Here is a 20358-nt window from a genome sequence, read left to right on the forward strand (position 1 = left end):
AGGCGGCATGAGCAAGATCGGCCCCATGAGCGGGTTCCCCGAATTCCTTCCCGCGGATCGGATCGTCGAGCAGCACTTCCTCGACGTGATCCGCGAGACCTTCGAGCTGCACGGTTTCGCGTCGATCGAGACGCGCGCGGTGGAGCCGGTGGAGCGGCTGTCCAACCAGGGTGAGGACGCCGACAAGGAGATCTACGGCGTACGGCGGCTCGCGGCCGGCGCCGACGACGAGGGTCCGGGCATCGGGCTGCACTTCGACCTGACGGTGCCGTTCGCGCGGTACGTGCTGGAGCACGCCGGCAAGCTGTCGTTCCCCTTCCGGCGCTACCAGATCCAGAAGGTGTGGCGGGGTGAGCGCCCGCAGGAGGGCCGGTACCGCGAGTTCACCCAGGCCGACATCGACGTCGTCGACAGCGGCACGCTGCCCAACCACTACGAGGTCGAGCTGCCGCTGGTGATCGCCGACGCGCTGCGCAAGCTGCCGGTGCCGGAGTTCGTCATCAAGGTGAACAACCGCAAGATCCCCGAGGGGTTCTACCGCGGTCTCGGCCTGGACGACGTGGCCACCGTGCTGCGGATCGTGGACAAGATCGACAAGATCGGCCCGGAGAAGGTGGTCGAGCGGCTGATCGAGTCGGGCGCGACCGACAAGCAGGCGAAGCTGGCTGTCCAGCTGGCCGACATCTCCAGCACCGACACCTCTTTCGTCGAGAAGGTCCGGGCGCTCGGGGTCGAACACGAGACCCTCGACGAAGGGCTCGAGCAGCTCAGCGAGGTGATGGCTGCCGCCGAGGAGCACGCGCCCGGCTTGTTGATGGCCGACCTGCGGATCGCTCGCGGACTGGACTACTACACCGGCGCGGTCTACGAGATCTACCTGGTCGGCCAGGAGTCCTTCGGCTCCGTCGGCGGCGGTGGCCGGTACGACGCCCTTGCAAGCGACGGCAAGACGACGTACCCCGGTGTGGGGATCTCCATCGGTATCTCGCGGCTCGTGCACCGCCTGGTCAGCCAGGGCCTGCTGAAGAGCACCCGCAGTACGCCGACCGCCGTACTAGTTGCCCTCAACAACGAAGCAGAGCGAAGTGACGCACTCCGTACTGCGGCTGCGCTGCGCGCCCGGGGGATCCCGGTCGAGGTGGCGCCGGCGGCGGCGAAGTTCGGCAAGCAGATCAAGTTCGCCGATCGGCGCGGAATCCCGTTCGTCTGGTTCACCACCGAGAACGGACCGGAAGTGAAGGACATTCGCAGCGGTGAGCAGGTGCCGGCGGATCCGGCGACCTGGAGCCCGCCCGCACACGACGTACGACCCAGTATCGAAACCCCTCAGGAGAACTCGTGATCCGTACCCATTCCGCCGGCTCGCTCAGGGCCGAGCACACCGGGCAGACCGTCACGCTGGCGGGCTGGGTGGCGCGGCGGCGTGACCACGGTGGCGTGGCGTTCATCGACCTGCGCGACTCCAGCGGCACGGTCCAGGTCGTCATCCGCGACGAGGCGGCTGCCAGCGGCCTGCGTTCGGAGTACTGCCTCAAGATCGTCGGCACCGTCGCGGCTCGCCCCGAGGGCAACGCGAACCCCGACCTGCCGACCGGTGAGATCGAGATCATCACCGAGGAGATCGAGGTCCTGAACGAGGCGGCCCCGTTGCCGTTCCCGGTCGAGGAGCACCACGCGACGCCGGTGAACGAGGAGGTCCGGCTGAAGTACCGGTACCTCGACCTGCGTCGCCAGGGTCCCGGTGCCGCGCTGCGGCTGCGGAGCAAGGTGAACAAGGCCGCCCGCGACGTGCTCGCCAAGCACGACTTCGTCGAGATCGAGACGCCGACGCTGACCAAGTCGACGCCGGAAGGCGCCCGGGACTTCCTCGTCCCGGCCCGCCTCAACCCCGGGTCCTGGTACGCGTTGCCGCAGTCGCCGCAGCTGTTCAAGCAGTTGCTGATGGTGGCCGGGATGGAGCGGTACTACCAGATCGCCCGCTGCTACCGCGACGAGGACTTCCGCGCCGACCGGCAGCCGGAGTTCACCCAGCTCGACATCGAGATGAGCTTCGTCGACCAGGACGACATCATCGCGCTGTCGGAGGAGATCCTGACCGAGCTGTGGAAGCTCGCGGGGCACGAGATCCAGACCCCGATCCAGCGGATGACGTACGCCGAGGCGATGGCCCGCTTCGGCAGCGACAAGCCCGATCTGCGGATGGGCCTGGAACTGGTCGAGTGCACGGACTACTTCAAGAACACGCCGTTCCGGGTGTTCCAGGCGCAGTACGTCGGTGCTGTCGTGATGCCGGGTGGCGCCGACCAGCCGCGCAAGCAGCTGGACGCGTGGCAGGACTGGGCCAAGCAGCGTGGTGCGCGCGGTCTCGCGTACGTGCTGGTCGGCCAGGACGGCGAGCTGGGCGGTCCGGTCGCCAAGAACCTGTCCGAGGAGGAGCGCGCCGGGCTGGCCGACCACGTCGGCGCGAAGCCGGGCGACTGCATCTTCTTCGCCGCGGGCGCGGTCAAGGCGTCGCGGGCGCTGCTCGGTGCGGCCCGGCTGGAGATCGGCCGGCGCGGTGGGCTGATCGACGAGTCGGCGTGGTCGTTCGTCTGGGTCGTCGACGCGCCGCTGTTCGAGCCGGCGGACGACGCGACGGCTGCTGGTGACGTCGCTGTCGGTTCGGGTGCGTGGACCGCGGTGCACCACGCGTTCACGTCGCCGAAGCCGGACTCGCTGGACACGTTCGACACCGATCCGGGCAGCGCGCTCGCTTACGCGTACGACATCGTCTGCAACGGCAACGAGATCGGTGGTGGGTCGATCCGTATCCACCGCGAGGATGTGCAGAAGCGCGTGTTCAAGGTGATGGGGCTGACCGACGAGGAGGCGACCGAGAAGTTCGGCTTCCTGCTCGACGCGTTCAAGTTCGGCGCGCCGCCGCACGGCGGGATCGCGTTCGGCTGGGACCGGATCACCGCGCTGCTGGCCGGCGCCGACTCGATCCGCGACGTGATCGCCTTCCCGAAGTCGGGCGGCGGCTTCGACCCGCTGACCTCGGCCCCGGCGCCGATCACGCCGGAGCAACGCAAGGAGGCCGGCGTCGACGCCAAGCCCGAGCCGAAGGGCGAGGAGAAGGCCGAAGCCAAGCAGTAGCTTCCGTTCCTGATCCGAAGATCACGCAGAGTGCCGTGGCAGTTACCTGCCACGGCACTCTGCATTTGGATGGAAAGGGTTGAGCTTCTCGCGGAGCCGGTGGAAAGTAACTGCATTGCCACTCATGGTAGGCAATTTTTCACCAAGCGTTTCCAGAGCCCTCCGCCCCGCCCGGGAGAAGTCATGCCGAAGCCTCGCATCCGCCGCCTGCTCAGCTCAGTCCTGGCACTGGCCGGGATCACCGCCGCCGGCCTCGTCGCCGCCACCCCTGCCCACGCCGCCGTCTTCCAGACCTATGGGAGCGGGGTCAACGTCCGCGCCGACGCCTACCTCTCGTCGGCGGTGGTCCGCACGCTGTCCGGTCCGACCTCCATCGACGTGGACTGCCAGAAGGAAGGCGACCTGGTCACCGTCTCCGGTGGCTCCAGCAAGTGGTGGGCGCACATCCCCGCCTTCGGCGGCTACGTCACGGTCGCCTATGTGGCGATCCCCGAGGACAAGCTCCCCGGCGTACCGGAGTGTGACGGCGGTGACCCGAACCCGCCGAGTGGTGACGTGACGCTGGCCGACGTACAGGCCATGTTCGGCAGCCGGATCGCGAACCCGTCGATCGTGGAGACCGGGTTGCCGTCGCTGAACCAGGCGATGCGAGACGCGAACATCACCACGCCGTACCGCAAGGCCGCCTTCCTTGCCACGCTGGTGCACGAGTCGCGGCTCGAGTACAACATCCGCGAGATCGGCGACACCCGGCTGTACGGCGGTCGCGGCTACATCCAGTTGACCGGCGACTTCAACTACGGCCCGGCCGGCCGGTACTTCGGGATCGACCTGCTCGGCAACCCCGAGCTGGCCCGTTCGCTGCAGTGGAGCGCTCCGATCGCTCGCTGGTACTGGACCGTTGCCCGCAACATCAATCCGTACGCCGACGCGCTCAACATGGGCAAGGTGGACGCGGCGATCGGCTTCCCGGCGGGTACGGAGGACCAGCGTCGCTGCGACTCCTTCAAGAACGCCCTGCGCTACCTCACCGGCTCGGTCCCGGCCGGTGTGATCTGCACTCGCTCGAAAGCGCTCGCCGGCGACACCAGCAAGCTGAGCCGCGCCCAGTTCGATGCCCTCGGCAAGGTAGGCGCCGGCCTCGGCTGATCCCTCCGCAACCGAGGCCGGCCAGAGCGCAAAAGCTCGGCAGGAGACCGGCCGGACGCCCCCGTGGGTCCGGCCGGTCTCCTGCCGCCTAGCCGTACTCGATCCCGGAGTACAGCTGCTTGCCGTGCCGGTCGAAGGCACGGACGTCGATCTCCATCGCGTCGCGCTGATGGACTGCGTGGAGCTGCGAAGCCTCGACATAGCCGAAGCCGTCGACCACCTGTACGCCGTACCAGTCGGACGCGCCGCCGCTCCAGCGGATCCGGATCTCCAGCCGGGTGATCGCTGGGATCGTCAGAAAGGTGAAGCCGGTGTACAGATGAGTGGTGTTGCCGTCCGGCAGATCGGTGAAGGTCCACTGTCCTTTCACGGGAACTGCGACGTCATGACCCGGGTCGCGGTGGGCGTAGTACACGTTGGGTGCGGCGCCGACGCAGGAGACCCAGATCCCCTTTGCGGTGGTGAAGGACTGGACCACGACAGCGCCGTCGACCGTGGTGGTCGGGCGTCCCGGTCTGGAGAGCTTGTGGACCCACCTCGCCGAGTGAACCACGGCGGTGTCGGCCTCGGCGGGCTTCGGAGCCTGGGGGTCGTTGTTGTCTGCCGCTGCCAGGCATTGCCGGGCGATTGGAAGGGCGTCGGCCCTTGTCGCGGGCTCCAGATCCAGTGACAACTGCTTGGATTCCGCGGCCGGAACCTGTTGGACAGAAGGAGGTGGCGGCACGGACTGCGAAGTCGATGCCGGCCCGCGGTCGTCGTCCTGCGGTCGGGTCATCACGACGACTGCCGTCGTGATGACGGCGATGCCGCAGGCGGCCGCGAGGGCTGGGACCCAGACCGGCCGCTGGCGGCGGGACCTGCGGGCGTGGTCGACCAGGGCCGAGCGGAGTTCGTCGGCGTACTGCGGGTCGAGGTCTTCGACCGGTGGTGGAGTGGTGAGGTTCATCTGGGGTCCTCCGGTCCGGCGTGGTCGAGCAGGGCGGGGAGGCGGCGTCGGGCGCGCGAGAGCCGTGCTTTGACGGTGCCTTCGGCGACGCCCAGTACTGCGGCGGCTTCGGCGAGCGGGAGCTCGGCCCAGTAGACGAGTTCGATCGTTTCCCGTTCGTGGGCAGGAAGCCGGCCGAGCGCGGCCCGTACGGCGTGGATCTGCTGCTCCGAGTCCACTCGGGCGGCGACGCCCTCCGCGTGGTCCGGCGCGTGCAGGGGAGCGGGCTGGCGGCTGACGAACTGCGCGAGGCGCCGACGGGCCCGGGTGGTGTTCCGCAGCTCGTTGCGGACGATCGTCAGCAGCCAGGCCCGCGCCGTGTCCTGTGTCAGCGGTCCGGGGTCGGCCTTGGTGAACTGCCGCCACGCGGTCATGAAGGTCGCCTGCACCGCATCGTCGGCGACCGAGTACGAGCCGGTATGACGAACCGCGTAGGCGTGCACGACACCGGCGTACCGGGTGAACAGGTCGCCGAGAGCCTCTGGTTCGCAGCGGCGCAGAGCGTTCCACAGGTCGTGGTCGGTGGGCTCTGGTGCAACCGCAGGAGGAGGCTTGTCGGGCCTGCTCGAGGTCATGGTCATACCTAACAGGGTCCGCAGGCCCCCACCAGGTTGCCGGCTTGACCTCGGGTTGTTTGTCGCAATTCAATTGGCACAAACGACGCGAGGGGACCTGGTTGTGAAGCTTTCGGTGGATCCGGCTGCCGCGAAACCGCCGTACGAGCAAGTGAAGGATCAGATCGACGGGATGATCCGGCGCGGGAAGCTGGCGCAGGGGACGCGGTTGCCGACCGTCAGGCAGTTGGCCGGCGAGCTCGGGCTGGCGGTCAACACGGTCGCGCGGGCGTACAAGGAACTGGAAGCCGATCGCCTGATCGAGACCCGTGGCCGCAACGGCACGTTCGTGCTCGCGTCCCGCAGTCAGGTCGACGACGAGGAGACGCTGGCCGCTGCCACCGCCTTCGCCCGGGCTGCCCGGCGCGCCGGCCTTAGCGTCGCCGAAGCCACCCGGATCCTCCAGCAGGCTTGGTAGTAGCTCTACCTGGAACCTCCAGCAGGCGTGGCAGCCGGCCACCTCGCGGTTGACGCGGAAACGATTCCAAATTTCTTCCCCGACAACGTTGTCGAGCTATCGACACGTGCCGTCACCGTTGTTAACCTCGCCGTCATTTGACAGCGATGTCAACGACAGGGGAGTGGTCACGATGGTCTCGAGACGAACGTTCCTGGCGGGCAGCGGCGCGGTGACGGCGGGTGGGTTCGGGTTGCTCCCGGCCGTCGCTCCGGCCGCGCAGGCCGCCACCTCTTCGACGTCCGGCAGTCCCGCCCGGCTGCTGCCGGCCTTCGAGCGCCCCAAGCACCTGCACTACGGCGATGTCAGCAAACTCAGCGGCGGCGACCAGACGCTGCTGACCACATTGCAAGGCGTCGTCAACCGAACCCGGCCCGAGCTCTACTTCAGCTTCGATACCGGCACCATGAGTACGCCGGACGCCAAGTGGCTCGCCGACATGCACCTGCCCACCACGACGTACCAGAACCCGCTGGACCTGGTCGCCAAGTACCGCCATCGCGTGCGCGGCGCGATCGTGCACGACCCCGCCGTACCGGACTCGCTGAACGTCGCGACCACCCTGGCCGGTCTGGAGGACGCGGTCGTCGCCGACGCCGAGCAGGCCAAGGCGCACGGCCTGCGGATCGTGAAGGACCTGCGCGGGATGTTCGACGACGACCGGGTGAAGACCTACCGGTGGCAGCTCGATCACCTGTTCCCCCGGGTCACCCACAAGCTGCTGGCCGGCCTGCCACCGACCCGCGTGGTCGCTGTCGAGAACGTGCAATGGAAGGAGATCGCCCGCGAGACCCGCCAGATCCGCGACTCCTCGAACCGCGGCAGCTTCGACCTCGACGTGTCGTCGGCACTGGGCAAGGACGCCGTCTTCGTCCGCTTCGCCGACTCGTTCACCGACGACGGCTGGGGCGCCTCGATCTCCGAGGTCACCGTGAAGGCGAACGGGACGCAGATCGCCCACTTCCTGCCCGGTACGCCGGAGGAGGCGCCGTACCTCTTCGACGGCGTCAACTCGTCGATCGGCGGCGAGGGCAATCGCTTCAGCGACGGCGGCGGCTACTTCATCTACCGCTTCGAACCGCCGGCCGGTACGACGTCGTTGGTGGTCACCGTGACGATGTGGAACCAGTATGTCGTCGCGGCGACCGACACCTCGCCGACCCGGATCGAGCCGTTCGCGTACTTCCGGGACTACGTGGTGGCCACCAAGGCCCTGGTGAGCTGGCTACCACCGGCCGGCGCGACCGGCGAGCTGCTGATCGAGCACTTCGCCAAGTACCCGACGCTCGCGCCGTACATGGGCTGGTTCGCCAACGACGTCTCCGGTGAGTGGGACGGCGTCGACCTCGCCTCGCAAGGCGGTTCGCCGGTGATCGCCGCCGACTTCTATATGAACGGAACCGTGCACGCCGGGTTCACCGCACCGATCTCGGCCAAGGTCCGGCCGGTACGGCGGATCAGCAAGCCGAAGAACAAGGTGTACCTGACGCTGACGTTCGGCGAGGGCGACAACATCCAGTACTGCCAGCGGCACCTGCGCGATCTGTGGGACGACCCGAAGCGCGGCGAAGTGCCGACGAACTGGACGATCAGTCCCTTGCTGCTGGAGACCGGGCCTGGCCTGTTCAGTCACTACCAGCGGACGGCGACGGCCAACGACCTGCTGGTCTGTGGGCCTTCTGGTGCGGGCTACACCTACCCGGGCTCGTGGAAGCCCGATCAGCTGACGCAGTACCTGAAGCTGACCGGGTCGACGCTGCGGCGTACGGGGATGGATCAGGTGTATTCGTACAGCAGCAGGGCCGATGACCAGTGGGTCCTGTTGTCGGAGGAGATCGCCAGCGGCTACGCGAAGTACACGCCGTTGAAGGGGATCATGCAGACCTGGGACGGCGACACGTTGATCACGCGGCGAGGTGGTCTGCCGATCGTCGGGATCTGGAACGCGCCGGGCAAGGGCGCGGAGTACAAGGCTGCTCTGGACGCGCGGATCGCGAGCTGGGACGGCTCCCACCCGCTCTTCATCGCGGGGCTGATCAACGCGTGGTCGTGGACGCCGTCGGACATGGCGACCCTGGCGCCGCTGCTCGGCGATCCGTACGAGCTGGTTCTGGCCAACACCTTCTTCGATCTGCTGGACCGCACGCTGTAAAAGGAACGGCGGTGGGGCGCGAGAAAGAGCAAGATGGCGTCTGATGACACCTGATGAGCTTCTCGACGTGTTCCACCGCCGGATCCGCCTGCCGGACGCCGACACCATCCCGGGCTGGAAGGTCGAGCACGTCGGCCCGGTCCACCGCTCGTACCTCGAAGGGCCGGGCGGCGGCGGATTCGTCGAAGCGCCTCGCGGCCTCGGCGACGATCCGGACGCGGTGATTGCCGGCGAGGTCGCGTTCTTCCGCGAGCGCGGGTTGTCGTTCGAGTGGAAGACCTACGCGTACGACGAACCGGCCGATCTCGGCGCGCGCCTGGTCGCGGCCGGGTTCGTGCCGGAGGATCCCGAGACGCTGATCCTCGGCGAAGTCGACCGGATCGTCGCCCGTCCGTCCGCGCTGCCGTCGAAGGTGGTGTTGCGCGACGTCGAGGAGCAGCAGGACTTCCACCGGATCGCCGTACTGATGGACACCCTGTGGCACAACGGGCTCGAACGGATCGAGGAGCGCCTCTCGGCCGAGGCGCGGATGTTCCCGGACCGGTTGGTGGTCAGCCTGATCGAGGAGGCTCTGAGAGGACCCGACGGTCCGGCCCTCACCGCCGCCTGGATCCGCTTCCATCCCGGCACCGGCTTCGCCTCGCTGTGGGGAGGCGGCACGTTGCCGGAGTGGCGCAGACAAGGCCTGTACTCCGCGATCCTGGTCCACCGGGCCCGGATCGCTCAGGCGCGTGGCTACTCGTTCCTCCGGGTCGACGCCTCCGAGGACTCCCGGCCGATCCTGCAGAAGCTCGGCCTGCACGCGGTCACCACCACCACGCCGTACACCTTCACGAACTGAACACGCGGGGTTGGTGCACGGAACGACCGGGTGAGGTTGTACGTTGCGGAGACCATGGCACTGACGAAAATCACCTCGCGCTTCCGCCGGCTCCTGCAGCGCCCCGGCTCGATCGACCTCGGCCCGTACGAGCGGCTGACCCAGTTGGTCGCCGAGGCGGAGGAGTCGGTCCAGGGCCTGTCCGACGACGAGCTCACCGAGGTCGTCACCGAGATGCGGACGACCGGCGGGCTGGACGAGGACAACCTGATCGAGTTCCTCGCGCTGGCCCGCGAGGCCGGCAAGCGCGCGATCGGCGAGCGCGCGTTCGACGGCCAGATCGTCGGCGCGCTGGCGCTGCTGCGCGGCCGGATCGTCGAGATGGCCACCGGTGAGGGCAAGACGCTCGCAGGTGCCTTCGCCGCCGCCGGATATGCGATCGGCGGCCGGCGTGTCCAGGTGATGGCAGTGAACGACTACCTGGCCCAGCGCGACGCCGAGTGGATGGGCCCGATCTACGCCCTGCTAGGCGTCACCGTCAGCCACATCGGCCAGGCCTCGACGCCGGAGGAGCGCCGCGCGGCGTACCAGGCGGAGGTCTGCTACGCCCCGGTCACCGAGCTGGGCTTCGACGTACTGCGGGATCGGCTCGTCACCGACGTCGCCGAGCGGGTCACCGTGAAGCCCGACGTCGCGCTCGTCGACGAGGCGGACTCGGTGCTGATCGACGAGGCTCGCGTACCGCTGGTGCTGGCCGGCGCGACCCGGACCGAGGAGCTCGACGACGACGTGGTGGCGCTCGTCCGCACGCTGCGGGCCGGGGTCGACTACGAGATCGACGGTGACGGCCGGACCGTGGCCCTGACGGACAAGGGCACCGACACGGTCGAGAAGCATCTCGGTGACATCAACCTGTACGAGGACGAGAACCTCGACCGACTGACCCAGATCAACGTTGCCCTGCACGCCGAAGTACTGCTGCGCAAGGACGTCGACTACCTGGTCCGGGACGGCAAGGTCAGCCTGATCAACAACAGCCGCGGCCGGATCGCCAAGCTGCAGCGCTGGCCGGACGGCTTGCAGGCGGCCGTGGAGGCCAAGGAGGCTGTGCCGATCAGCGACTCCGGTGAGGTGCTGGACAGCATCACCGTGCAGGCACTGGTCAGCAGCTACCCGACCCTGTGCGGCATGACCGGTACGGCGGTTGTCGTCGGCGAGCAGTTGCAGGAGTTCTACAACGTCGAGGTGGCGGTGGTCCCGCCGAACAAGCCGAACATCCGGATCGACGAGGCGGACCGGCTCTACCTGACCGTCGAGCAGAAGAACGTCGCGCTGGTCGAGCACATCAAGGAGATCCACGAGACCGGGCGGCCGATCCTGATCGGGACGCACAGCGTCGAGGAGTCCGAGCAACTCAGTGAGCGGCTCGAGGCCGCCGAGGTGCCGCATGTCGTACTGAACGCGAAGAACGACGCCGAAGAGGCCGCGATCGTGGCCGAGGCCGGCGTACCGGAGACCGTGACGGTGTCGACCCAGATGGCCGGCCGCGGTACGGACATCCGGTTGGGCGGGCGCGACGGTTCGCACGATCGGGAGCGCGCCGCCGACCTCGGCGGGCTGTACGTGATCGGTACCGGCCTGCACGCATCGCAGCGGCTCGACGACCAGCTCCGCGGTCGCGCCGGGCGGCAGGGCGACCCGGGTGGATCGCTGTTCTTCGCCAGCCTCGGCGACGAACTCGTCACCCGGTACTCCGTGACGTCGGGCCTGCGCCCGTCGCCCGACGAGACCGGCCGGCTGACCGACCGCAAGGCGATCGCGATGCTCGAGCACTCCCAGCGGGTCGCCGACGGCGCGAACGCCGAGCTGCACCGGACGACGTGGTCGTACCACCGGCTGACCGGGCAGCAGCGGGCGATCCTGCTCGACACCCGCGAGAAGGTGCTCACCGAAGATCTCGCCGCCGAGGAACTCGCCGAGCGGGCCAAGGAGCGGTACGACGAGTTGGTCGAGGAGATCGGCGAGGACAAGGTGAAGGACGCGGCGCGCAGGATCGCGCTGCACCACCTCGACCGGAAGTGGACCGACCACCTCGCCTACCTCGCGGACCTGCGCGAAGGCATCCACCTGCGGTCGCTGGCCGGCGGCATCGTGCACATGAAGCCGATCGACGAGTTCAACAAGTCGGCGATCGCGTCGTTCGACCCGCTGATCGCGGACGCGTGGAACGACGCCGCGGAGACGTTCAAGGAAGCCGAGATCACCGCGGACGGCTTCGACGAGGAGGCCTCCGGCGTACCGCGTCCGACGGCGACCTGGACCTACCTGGTCAACGACAACCCGTTCGGCACCGAGGCGGACCGTATCCTCGGCCGGCTCCGCAACGCCATCAAGCCGTCCGCCGCGGCCGAGTCGGAGGAGATCCTGCCGGAGGAGTTCGACGAGCTCCCCGAGGAGCTCCGCGACCTGGAGGACGACGAACTCTCCGACGAGCTCCCGGAGGAACTCCGCGAGGCGGACTTGGACGAGGACACGTCGGAAGCCAAGAAGGCCGACGAGAAGGACTGACAGCTGCAGACTGCTGGAGTCGGTGCGCCAGCAGTCTCAGCAGTCTCACCAGCCGATCGGCCGCCTCGCGGATCCGGTGAGGTCGAACCTCTGTCAGGCTCAGAGGTCGCCGTTGGCGGGGGCTGTGACGACGCGGTTGCGGCCGGCGTTCTTCGCGGCGTACGTCGCCGTATCCGCGGCCAGCAGCAACGCGTCGAGGCTGCAGCCGGCGCTCGGATACGTCGCCGCCCCGATGGAACACGTCAGCCCTTCGACGGTGGCCGGTCCCGCCTGGGTCGTGACGCTGATCGAAAGCCCCGCAATCCGGCGCCGAATCCGCTCAGCCGCCTGCGCGATCTCCGCATCGCTGGTCTTCGGTAACAGCACCGCGAACTCTTCACCGCCCAGTCGCCCGATCAGGTCGTCGGTACGGATTTCGTGTTTCAGCTCGACAGCGATCGCTTTCAGGACTTGATCCCCGGCCGGGTGACCATAGGTGTCGTTGACCGTCTTGAAGTGGTCGAGATCCAGGTAGAGCACGCCGAGCGAGGTGTGGTCGTGCTGGGCCCGCTCGAGTTCCTTGGTCGCGATCTCGTGCCAGAAGACGGTGTTGGCGAGCCCGGTGTGCGGATCGGTCCGAGCGGCGAACTGAAACTGCCCGACGAGTAGCGCACGGTGCATGCCGAGGACGGTCACGAGCAGTGCGACGGTCAGCCAGGGCTGGTAGGTCAGCAGCGAAGAGGTCGCGACGCCGAGCCCGAGCGCACCGAACACGAGGAGCTGGTCCGACAGCGGTCCGAGCGCCTTGCGTCCGTTGGCCTCGGGGTTGGACAACAGCACAGCGCCGACGACCAACGCGTAGTTGACGAACCAGTACGCCGTTGCCGCGGCGGCAACCGTGACGAGTCCCAGCGGGCCGCCCGGCAGGTCGGGATACGTGGTCGGGCTGATCCCGTTCATACAGACGGCAGCCGCCGCCGCACCGAGCAGCACGGTCGCGGTCGAGAAGACCCATCGGTAAGGCGGCACCCTGCGCAGTCGCAGCCACGAGTGCAGGTAGACCGACAGGATCAGCACGACCGCCAGGGGTGGTGGGAGGCACAGGACCGCCGCGAAGGTCCACATCCCCTTGAGGTTGGCGTACGGGACGCCCTCGGAGGCGCTCCAGCGCAGCCGCTCGATGCCGCGGCTGGCTTCGACGTGCAAGGCGGACCCTAGCGCGAGCGCGGCCAGCCGGATCCAGTCAGCAGAGTCGATGTCGACGAACCGTGCGGTGGCGCCGATGAGGAGGAGGGCGAGCAGATCGACGGCCAGCACGTAGCCCAGCACGATCGGGGGAGTGGACCACAGCGCCCAGCGGGTCGGTGTCCAGACGCGCCGGGTGTCATTCTGGCGCCGATTTCTGCGCCGGAAGTCCCAGTGCCGGATACTCAACATGAGACGTTTCCCCCAACCCCACATTCGTCCTCACGACCAGAGTAAACGCGGCATCACGCAATGTCACTGCGTGCTCCGAAACTGGCGGACGTTCAGGATACCGGGAGGAGGTGCGCCGCGATGCGAAACAACAACGACTGGGGCTGATCCCGCACCCTACGCGTTGCCCACCCTCATCCGGTCCGTCCGGTCAGCCGGCGTGTTCTGCACGCTGGTAGCCGCGCGCGGCAGCGGATGCGAAGGCGACGCCACAGATACCGGCAGCCGCGACCACCAGAGGTGGTTGCCAGTGGTCCGCCGCCGCCCCGGCGACCAGGACCCCTATCCCCTGAGAAACGATCAGCGCAGTGCGGGCCAGGCCGATCGCCTGACCGCGCTGCGCGTCAGGGATGTCTTGGACGAAGGTTGCCTGCGCGGTCACCAGGTAGGCCGCGGACAGCCCTGACAACGCCCAGAGCGCAACCGTCGGCGACAGACCGGGCTCGAAGACGCAGAAGGCCAACGGGATGCACGTTCCGATCGCGAGGCGTCCCATCCAGGCGAGCCGGCGTGACGGGGGCAGGCGGGAGAACAGCAGGATGCCGACCACCTGCCCGGCAGGGTTCGCCGCGAAGAGCACGCCGACCGCGAGTGGCCCGCCACCGACGGATGCGGCGTACGGCGCGGCCAGGCCTTCCACAGTGATGTAGAAGCCAGGCACGCAGATCAGTGCGGTCAGGTAGCGCAGTTTGCGGTCGCCCCAGACCAGCCGCGCACCTGCTGACAGTGAGCCCCACCAGCTCGGTTTGACTGCAGGGTCAGCCCCAACGGGCACAGGCCGTTGCCGTATGCCGAGTTGCAGCAGCACCGCCGACAGCGCAAAGGAAGCGGCGTTGAGTGCAAGCGCCTGACTCGTACCGAGTACCGCAACCAAGCTGCCACCGCTGACGAACCCGATGAGCTGCGCAGTCTGACTCGTGACAGCAGAGAGTCCTGTTGCTGCTTTGAACTTGTCGCCGGTCATGATCGACGCCAGCATCGCCGCGCGCGCTGACTGGAAGGGCGCCGCGAGCAGCTGTACTACGACCAGCAGTACGCACAGGATCCACAGTGGTGCGCCGGGGATCGCCATCAGTGCGACCAGTACTGCGCGGGCGGCGTCGCAGCTGACCATGACCCGGCGGCGCGGGTAGCGGTCGGCCAGGCCGGACAGCAGCGGGCCGCCGGCAATGTCGGGCAGGAACGTGAGGGCGTAGGTGAGCGCCGACAACCCGGCCGAACCGGTCCGATCGAACACCAGGATGGCGAGCGCGACGCGCGCCAGCTGATCACCGATCACCGACCCCAGTAACGCCGCCCACAACCAGCGGAACTCGGCCACGGCGAACACTTCGCGGTAGGTGGCCGGTCGGTCGGCGGGGTCGGTCGTGGCGGGGTCACGGGGGCGGACCATGTCGATCAAAGTACCCAGCGCCCAGCCCCCGTCGCTTTCCGCGCCGGTGAGCCGTTACCGCTTCGACGCCGTACGAAGTAAGAGAGCGCCCCGGCACCTGTACCGACGGAGAGGAGGTGTCGTCCGTACGGCGGGTTGCCACGCCTCCTCGCACCCTTGCCGATGGGGCACCGGGAGCACACGTCCTGTCCGTCGGTACGACGTCCGCGCGGCGCCGGGAGGCAGTGTGGGCTCGGGGAGCGGGGTTGTCGGTGGGCGTCTGTAGGCTCGTCGGGTGAGTGACGGTCTGTTCGAGTTGCCTGGGAGCCCGGCGCCTGCCAGAGGTGGTGGGAGTCTGGCGGATGCCGACCACACCTCGGCCCCGCTGGCGGTCCGGATGCGGCCGCGGAGTCTGGACGAGTTGGTCGGGCAGCAGCACCTGCTGGCGCCAGGATCGCCGTTGCGACGCCTGGTCGAAGGCGACCAGCCGATGTCGTTGCTGCTGTGGGGTCCGCCCGGCACGGGCAAGACCACGATCGCGGCTGTCGTGTCGCATGCGACCAACCGGAAGTTCGTCGAGTTGTCCGCGGTCACCGCCGGAGTGAAGGAAGTCCGGCAGGTGATCGACGGCGCGCGCCGGGATCTGTCCCGCCCGGGCAACACCGTCGAGACCGTGCTGTTCATCGACGAGGTGCACCGCTTCACCAAAGCCCAGCAGGACGCGCTGCTGCCCGGAGTGGAGAACCGCTGGGTCACCCTCGTCGCAGCGACCACGGAGAACCCGTTCTTCTCCGTCATCTCGCCGCTGTTGTCGCGGTCGCTGCTGCTGACGCTGGAGTCGCTCACCGACGACGACATCGCAGTACTGCTCGATCGGGCGCTCACCGACGAGCGCGGGCTCGACAACGAGTACGAACTGGCCGACGACGCCCGCGATCACCTGCTGCGGATGGCCGGGGGAGACGCGAGACGAGCGCTCACCTACCTGGAAGCAGCCGCCGGTGGCGCCAAGGCGAAAGCGAACGCGGAAGCCGCGAAGGCCCGGTCGTCCACAGATCGCGACCAGGCGAAATCCACGGCGAACGACGAGCACGACGAAGACGGCGCCAAGTCGAGCGCCGACGACAGCGGCGTACGGCGGGCTTTGATCGATCTGAAGACGCTGGAGACCGCGGTCGACCGGGCCGCGGTGCGGTACGACCGGGCCGGTGACCAGCACTACGACGTGGCGTCGGCGTTGATCAAGTCGATCCGCGGCTCGGACGTCGATGCCGCGATGCATTACCTGGCCCGGATGATCGAGGCCGGTGAGGACCCGCGGTTCATCGCCCGGCGGCTGGTGATCTCGGCCAGTGAGGACATCGGCATGGGCGACCCGACCGCGCTCGGAGTCGCGGTCGCCGCCGCCGACGCGGTCCAGCTGATCGGTATGCCGGAGGCCCGGATCAACCTCGCCCAGGCCGTCATCGCCCTCGCCCTGGCACCGAAGTCGAACGCGGTGATCATGGCGATCGACGCCGCCATCGCGGACGTGAAGGCCGGCAAGGTCGGTCCGGTCCCGGCGCATCTGCGCGACGCCCACTACGCCGGCGCGAAGAAGATCGGCCACGGCTCGACGTACCAGTACTCCCATAACGACCCGCGCGGCGTGGTCCCCCAGCAGTACGCGCCGGACGTCGTCGACGACGCCGAGTACTACAAGCCCACCCGCCGCGGCGGCGAGGCGACGTACGCCGACCGCCTGGCCGGCATCCGCAAGATCCTCAAAGACCGCTGATGGACCGGGCTGCAGCGCACGTCGAGGCCTTCAACCAGGCCGCCACCACCGGCGACTGGACCACCTTCGCGACCCGCTTCGCCCACGACGCCGTGATGTCCTTCCCTGGCCTCCCGATCGGCCCGTACGCCGGCCGCGCCGCGATCGTCCAGGCCTACCGCGACAACCCGCCCACCGAGACGATGACGCTCGTCGGCGCCAAGGACGACGCGATCCGCTTCCGCTGGTCCTCGGGCGCTACCGGCACGATGCGGTTCACCTGGACCGCCGACGGGCTCGTGCGCGAACTGGTGATCCGCTTCGACTAGTCCGGCCCTTTGCGCAAGGGCCTGGACCGAGTTGGTGAGTGACTGTGATCTGGGGGAAGGTGTCCAGTGGGGGAGTGAGCGCGGACCCGCGATAAAGTCGGGCGGTCCACGAGGTGTCTACGGAAGGTGGATCGTTTCCCATGAGCGTCGGTGAAGTCGCGGGGCTGATAGCTGCCTGCGCGCTGCTCATCCTGGTGGGGCTGCTGGCCTACCCGATCCTGAAGCTCGGCAAGGTGCTGGACGAGACCCGGATCATGGTCAAGGGCGTCTCGGACTCCAGCGTGCCGCTGCTCGGTGAGGTGACGAACACCGTGGCGACCACCAACGCCCAGCTGGCGAAGGTGGACGTGATCACCGACAACGCGAGCACCGTGACAACCAATGCGGCCGCGCTCACGTCTTTGTTTGCAGCGACGGCCGGCGGTCCGCTGGTCAAGGCGGCCGCTTTCACCTACGGCGTACGGCGTGCGCTCGGTGACAGCCAGCGTCGCGATGTCTCCCGCCGGGTGAAGGACGAGATGAAGGCCGAGCGCAAGGCGAAGAAGCGCGGTGACGCGCGGTGAAGCGGATCCTGTGGTTCGTGATCGGCACCTTCGTCGGCGTCTATGTGGTGACCCGGCTGAAGAAGCGGGTCCAGGTGCTCGCGCCGGAGAGTCTGCAGCAGTCGGCGGAGAAGGTTGCGGCCGCGATCCGGCACTTCGGCGACGAGGTGCGGGTCGGGATGGCCGAGCGGGAGACCGAGTTGCGGGATGCGCTCGGGATCGAAAACAACGAAACTCAGCGTGAGGACTACCGGTAACACCCATGGAAACAAGTGAGATTCGCCGGCGGTTCCTGAACTTCTTCGAAGAGCGCGGCCACACGGTCGTGCCGAGCGCACCGCTGCCGTCGCCGGACCCGAACCTGCTGTTCAACGTCGCCGGGATGGCGCAGTTCGTGCCGTACTTCGTCGGCCAGCAGACCCCGCCGTACCCGCGGGCCACCAGCGTGCAGAAGTGTGTCCGGACCCTCGACATCGAGGAGGTCGGCAAGACCACCCGGCACGGCACGTTCTTCCAGATGAACGGCAACTTCTCCTTCGGCGACTACTTCAAGGAACAGGCCGTCCAGTACGCCTGGGAGCTGGTCACCAAGCCGCAGAGCGAAGGCGGCTACGGGTTCGACGAGTCGGTCCTCTACGCCTCGGTGTATTACGAGGACGACGAGGCGATCGACATCTGGAAGCGGGTCGCCGGGCTGCCCGACGACCGGATCGTCCGGCTCGGGATGAAGGACAACTTCTGGTCGATGGGCATCCCCGGCCCGTGCGGCCCGTGCTCGGAGATCCTGATCGACCGGGGCCCGGAGTTCGGCGCCGACCGCGACTGGGAGGCGGGCGACCGCTACCTGGAGTTCTGGAACCTCGTGTTCATGCAGAACATCCGCGGTGAGGGCGGCGGCAAGGAGGGCTACCCGATCCTCGGTGAGCTGCCGAAGAAGAACATCGACACCGGCCTCGGCCTGGAGCGGGTCGCGTACCTGCTGCAGGGCGTCGACAACATGTACGAGATCGACGAGATCTACCCGGTGATCGAGCGGGCGTCGGAGCTGACCGGCCGCAAGTACGGCGTGGACCAGGTCGACGACGTGCGCTTCCGCGTCATCGCCGACCACGTCCGCAGCGCACTGATGCTGATCGGCGACGGCGTGAACCCGGGCAACGAGCAGGGCGGTTACGTACTGCGGCGCCTGCTGCGCCGCGCGATCCGCTCGGTCCGGCTGCTCGGTTACGAGGACCCGAGCCTGGTCGAGCTGCTCCCGGTCAGCCTGGAGCAGATGAAGAAGTCGTACCCCGAACTGGTGGCCGACTTCGGCCGGATCAGCCAGGTCGCGTACGGCGAGGAGGATGCCTTCCGGCGGACGCTCACCGCGGGCACGAGCATCTTCGACCTGCATGTGCAGAACCTGAAGTCCGCCGGGAGCGCCCAGTTGGCCGGCGACCAGGCGTTCCAGCTGCACGACACCTACGGGTTCCCGATCGACCTGACCATCGAGATGGCCGCCGAGCAGGGCCTGCAGGTGGACACCGAGGGCTTCCGGTCGCTGATGAAGGAACAGCGCGACCGGGCCAAGGCCGACGCGCGGGCCAAGAAGGCCGGCCACGCGGACACTTCCGGCTACCGCGAGCTGCGGGAGAAGGGCGTCACCGAGTTCACCGGGTACCAGGAGCTCGCCACCGACTCACAGGTCCGCGGGCTGCTCAAGGACGGCGTGGTCTCGACCGCGGCCGAGCCGGGCGAGACCGTCGAGGTCGTGCTGGAGAAGACCCCGTTCTACGCGGAGTCCGGTGGTCAGATCGCCGACGAGGGTCTGATCGTGGCCGACGGCGTGAAGCTGAAGGTGCTCGACGTCCAGCGCCCGGTCAAGGGCCTGATCGTGCACAAGGTCGAGGTCGTCGAGGGCGTCCTGCGGCCCGGGCTCGACGTGCACGCGCAGGTCGACCACGAGTGGCGGGTCTCGGCCTGCCAGGCGCACTCCGGCACCCACGTCATCCACGCCGCCCTGCGTCAGGTGCTCGGCCCGAACGCACTGCAGAGCGGTTCGTACAACAAGCCCGGCTACCTGCGGCTCGACTTCGCCTGGTCGTCGGCACTCGACCAGGCGACGCGCAGCGAGATCGAGGAGGTCGCGAACCTCGCCGTACGGCAGGACCTTCCGGTCTCCGCGCAGTACATGACGTTGCCGGAGGCTCGCGAGTGGGGTGCGCTGGCGCTGTTCGGCGAGACGTACGACGAGCAGGTCCGCGTGGTCGAGATCGGCGGCCCCTGGTCGCGTGAGCTCTGCGGTGGCACGCACGTGAAGCACTCCTCGCAGGTCGGCGCGCTGACCGTCACGAGCGAGTCGTCGGTCGGTGCGGGTGTCCGTCGGCTCGAGGCCTTCGTGGGCATGGAGGCGCTGCACTACCTGGGTAAGGAGCGCGCGCTGGTCCGGCTGCTCTCCGAGAATCTCAAGACCCGGCCGGAGGAGCTGCCCGCCAAGGTGGCTGACCTGGCAGAGCGGCTGCGGATCGCGGAGAAGGAGCTGGAGAAGGTCCGGGCCGGTCAGGTGCTGGCTGCCGGGGCCGAGCTGGCCTCGAAGCCGAAGGACGTCTTCGGGGTCGCGTACGTCGGCCACCGCGCGCCCGACGGCGTGAACGGCGGGGATCTGCGCAAGCTGGCCCTGGACGTTCGCGGCCGGATGCCGGCCGACAAGCCGGCCGTGGTCGCGCTGCTGAGCGTGAACGACGGCAAACCGGCCGTCGTGGTCGCACTGAACGACACCGCTCGTGAGTGGCGGCTCAAGGCCGGCGACCTGGTCCGGGTCGCGGCCGAGCAGCTCGGCGGTCGGGGTGGCGGCAAGGACGACGTCGCGCAGGGCGGTGGCACGGACGCGAGCGGTGTCGACAAGGCACTGGCCGCGGTCGAACACTCCATCGGTCAGCTCGTCACCGGCTGACACCATGACGCGCTTCGACTGCCCCCGGGCGAGCACGAACAGACGCCCGTGGGGCAGCGCTGCGTCATCAGCGTTGCCACCCTGCCCCCGGC

General features: G+C 68.4%; 16 protein-coding genes. 12 read left to right on the forward strand and 4 right to left on the reverse strand.

The window, feature by feature from the left end:
- Positions 1 to 7 precede the first annotated feature (7 nt).
- From hisS to DIZ26_RS04550, 3 genes are all read left to right on the forward strand, one after another.
- Positions 8 to 1342, forward strand: coding sequence for a histidine--tRNA ligase (hisS, locus tag DIZ26_RS04540; RefSeq protein ID WP_112238015.1), 1335 nt, complete (start codon positions 8 to 10; stop codon positions 1340 to 1342).
- Positions 1339 to 3135, forward strand: coding sequence for an aspartate--tRNA ligase (gene aspS, locus DIZ26_RS04545; RefSeq protein ID WP_112238017.1), 1797 nt, complete (start codon positions 1339 to 1341; stop codon positions 3133 to 3135). The genes hisS and aspS overlap by 4 nt, the downstream gene beginning before the upstream one ends.
- A 183-nt stretch (positions 3136 to 3318) precedes the next feature.
- Positions 3319 to 4284: a glycoside hydrolase family 19 protein gene (locus tag DIZ26_RS04550; RefSeq protein ID WP_112238019.1), complete on the forward strand. Its 966-nt coding sequence runs from the start codon at positions 3319 to 3321 to the stop codon at positions 4282 to 4284.
- Between the two features lie 88 nt (positions 4285 to 4372).
- On the opposite strand, the gene DIZ26_RS04555 is transcribed toward DIZ26_RS04550, so the two are convergent.
- Complete coding sequence (locus DIZ26_RS04555; protein WP_112238021.1) at positions 4373 to 5230, reverse strand: hypothetical protein; 858 nt, start codon at positions 5228 to 5230, stop codon at positions 4373 to 4375.
- On the reverse strand, positions 5227 to 5850 hold the full coding sequence (locus tag DIZ26_RS04560; protein WP_232828138.1) for an RNA polymerase sigma factor: 624 nt from the start codon (positions 5848 to 5850) through the stop codon (positions 5227 to 5229). Before DIZ26_RS04560 ends, DIZ26_RS04555 begins: the two co-directional genes overlap by 4 nt.
- A 97-nt stretch (positions 5851 to 5947) precedes the next feature.
- Between DIZ26_RS04560 and DIZ26_RS04565 the strand changes: the two genes are divergently transcribed.
- The 4 genes from DIZ26_RS04565 (at position 5948) to secA2 (ending at position 11880) form a co-directional block, all read left to right on the forward strand.
- Positions 5948 to 6301: a GntR family transcriptional regulator gene (locus DIZ26_RS04565; RefSeq protein ID WP_232828139.1), complete on the forward strand. Its 354-nt coding sequence runs from the start codon at positions 5948 to 5950 to the stop codon at positions 6299 to 6301.
- A 172-nt stretch (positions 6302 to 6473) separates the two neighbouring features.
- Positions 6474 to 8492: a GxGYxYP domain-containing protein gene (locus DIZ26_RS04570; RefSeq protein ID WP_112238571.1), complete on the forward strand. Its 2019-nt coding sequence runs from the start codon at positions 6474 to 6476 to the stop codon at positions 8490 to 8492.
- A gap of 43 nt (positions 8493 to 8535) precedes the next feature.
- Positions 8536 to 9333, forward strand: coding sequence for a GNAT family N-acetyltransferase (locus tag DIZ26_RS04575; RefSeq protein ID WP_112238027.1), 798 nt, complete (start codon positions 8536 to 8538; stop codon positions 9331 to 9333).
- A 54-nt stretch (positions 9334 to 9387) separates the two neighbouring features.
- A complete protein-coding gene (gene secA2 / locus DIZ26_RS04580) occupies positions 9388 to 11880 on the forward strand; it encodes an accessory Sec system translocase SecA2 (protein ID WP_112238029.1) in 2493 nt (830 codons plus the stop codon).
- 99 nt (positions 11881 to 11979) lie between these two features.
- Here secA2 and DIZ26_RS04585 read toward each other — a convergent pair whose 3' ends face one another.
- Both DIZ26_RS04585 and DIZ26_RS04590 read right to left on the reverse strand, forming a co-directional pair.
- Entirely contained in the window at positions 11980 to 13296 is a 1317-nt protein-coding gene (locus DIZ26_RS04585; RefSeq protein ID WP_157979580.1) for a GGDEF domain-containing protein, read from the reverse strand.
- A gap of 190 nt (positions 13297 to 13486) precedes the next feature.
- Entirely contained in the window at positions 13487 to 14728 is a 1242-nt protein-coding gene (locus DIZ26_RS04590; RefSeq protein WP_232828140.1) for an MFS transporter, read from the reverse strand.
- Between the two features lie 274 nt (positions 14729 to 15002).
- On the opposite strand from DIZ26_RS04590, the gene DIZ26_RS04595 reads away from it, so the two are divergent.
- From DIZ26_RS04595 to alaS, 5 genes are all read left to right on the forward strand, one after another.
- On the forward strand, positions 15003 to 16484 hold the full coding sequence (locus DIZ26_RS04595) for a replication-associated recombination protein A (RefSeq protein ID WP_198675894.1): 1482 nt from the start codon (positions 15003 to 15005) through the stop codon (positions 16482 to 16484).
- The gene (locus DIZ26_RS04600; protein WP_112238035.1) at positions 16484 to 16792 is read left to right on the forward strand and encodes a DUF4440 domain-containing protein; all 309 of its coding nucleotides are present in this window, start codon (positions 16484 to 16486) and stop codon (positions 16790 to 16792) included. The genes DIZ26_RS04595 and DIZ26_RS04600 overlap by 1 nt, the downstream gene beginning before the upstream one ends.
- Positions 16793 to 16932: 140 nt before the next feature.
- Complete coding sequence (locus DIZ26_RS04605; RefSeq protein WP_112238037.1) at positions 16933 to 17355, forward strand: DUF948 domain-containing protein; 423 nt, start codon at positions 16933 to 16935, stop codon at positions 17353 to 17355.
- Positions 17352 to 17591: a DUF6167 family protein gene (locus tag DIZ26_RS04610; RefSeq protein WP_112238038.1), complete on the forward strand. Its 240-nt coding sequence runs from the start codon at positions 17352 to 17354 to the stop codon at positions 17589 to 17591. The genes DIZ26_RS04605 and DIZ26_RS04610 overlap by 4 nt, the downstream gene beginning before the upstream one ends.
- Before the next feature lie 5 nt (positions 17592 to 17596).
- Positions 17597 to 20266, forward strand: coding sequence for an alanine--tRNA ligase (alaS, locus tag DIZ26_RS04615; RefSeq protein WP_112238040.1), 2670 nt, complete (start codon positions 17597 to 17599; stop codon positions 20264 to 20266).
- The last annotated feature ends 92 nt before the right edge of the window (positions 20267 to 20358 follow it).

It is taken from the genome of Kribbella monticola (genome assembly GCF_003261635.1).
Taxonomy (GTDB): domain Bacteria; phylum Actinomycetota; class Actinomycetes; order Propionibacteriales; family Kribbellaceae; genus Kribbella; species Kribbella monticola.

Coding starts and splice junctions, on each gene's coding strand:
- DIZ26_RS04590 (WP_232828140.1), bottom strand. CDS start 14,728: ATGGTCCGCCCCCGTGACCCCGCCACGACCGACCCCGCCGACCGACCG.
- secA2 (WP_112238029.1), top strand. CDS start 9,388: ATGGCACTGACGAAAATCACCTCGCGCTTCCGCCGGCTCCTGCAGCGC.
- DIZ26_RS04550 (WP_112238019.1), top strand. CDS start 3,319: ATGCCGAAGCCTCGCATCCGCCGCCTGCTCAGCTCAGTCCTGGCACTG.
- alaS (WP_112238040.1), top strand. CDS start 17,597: ATGGAAACAAGTGAGATTCGCCGGCGGTTCCTGAACTTCTTCGAAGAG.
- DIZ26_RS04555 (WP_112238021.1), bottom strand. CDS start 5,230: ATGAACCTCACCACTCCACCACCGGTCGAAGACCTCGACCCGCAGTAC.
- hisS (WP_112238015.1), top strand. CDS start 8: ATGAGCAAGATCGGCCCCATGAGCGGGTTCCCCGAATTCCTTCCCGCG.
- DIZ26_RS04585 (WP_157979580.1), bottom strand. CDS start 13,296: ATGTTGAGTATCCGGCACTGGGACTTCCGGCGCAGAAATCGGCGCCAG.
- DIZ26_RS04600 (WP_112238035.1), top strand. CDS start 16,484: ATGGACCGGGCTGCAGCGCACGTCGAGGCCTTCAACCAGGCCGCCACC.
- DIZ26_RS04560 (WP_232828138.1), bottom strand. CDS start 5,850: ATGACCATGACCTCGAGCAGGCCCGACAAGCCTCCTCCTGCGGTTGCA.
- DIZ26_RS04575 (WP_112238027.1), top strand. CDS start 8,536: ATGACACCTGATGAGCTTCTCGACGTGTTCCACCGCCGGATCCGCCTG.
- DIZ26_RS04570 (WP_112238571.1), top strand. CDS start 6,474: ATGGTCTCGAGACGAACGTTCCTGGCGGGCAGCGGCGCGGTGACGGCG.
- DIZ26_RS04605 (WP_112238037.1), top strand. CDS start 16,933: ATGAGCGTCGGTGAAGTCGCGGGGCTGATAGCTGCCTGCGCGCTGCTC.